Origin of the sequence: Streptomyces durocortorensis (genome assembly GCF_016901035.1) — a bacterium.
GTDB lineage: Bacteria > Actinomycetota > Actinomycetes > Streptomycetales > Streptomycetaceae > Streptomyces > Streptomyces durocortorensis.
Genome location: NZ_JAFEUF010000566.1, coordinates 1 through 409 on the forward strand (window position 1 = coordinate 1; position 409 = coordinate 409).

Consider the following 409-nt stretch of genomic DNA (forward strand, 5'->3'; position numbering starts at 1 on the left):
CCGCCACCCCGCCGCCCGCGGCCCCGGTCGCCCAGGCGTCGGCGGCCCCCGTCGCGCCGGCCGCGCCCGAGGGCGGGCAGAACATGTCCCAGGGCGCCGCCCAGGTGCGGAACATGTGGCCCGACATCCTGGAGGCGGTCAAGAGCCGCCGCCGCTTCACCTGGATCCTGCTCAGCCAGAACGCCCAGGTCGCCGGGTTCGACGGCACGACGCTCCAGCTCGGCTTCCTCAACGCGGGTGCCCGCGACAACTTCGCCAGCAGCGGCAGCGAGGAGATCCTCAAGCAGGCCCTCGCCGAACGCTTCAACGCCCAGTGGCGCATCGAAGCGGTCATCGACCCCTCCGGTGGCGGCGGGATGCCCTCGCAGTCCGGCGGAGGCGGCGGACGTCCCGCCCCGCAGTACCAGCC

At 74.6% G+C, this 409-nt stretch carries 1 pseudogene; it reads left to right on the forward strand.

The annotated features are described in order from the left end of the window. Nucleotides 1–409 (forward strand): annotated as a pseudogene (locus JS521_RS36095) (DNA polymerase III subunit gamma and tau); the annotation flags it as partial.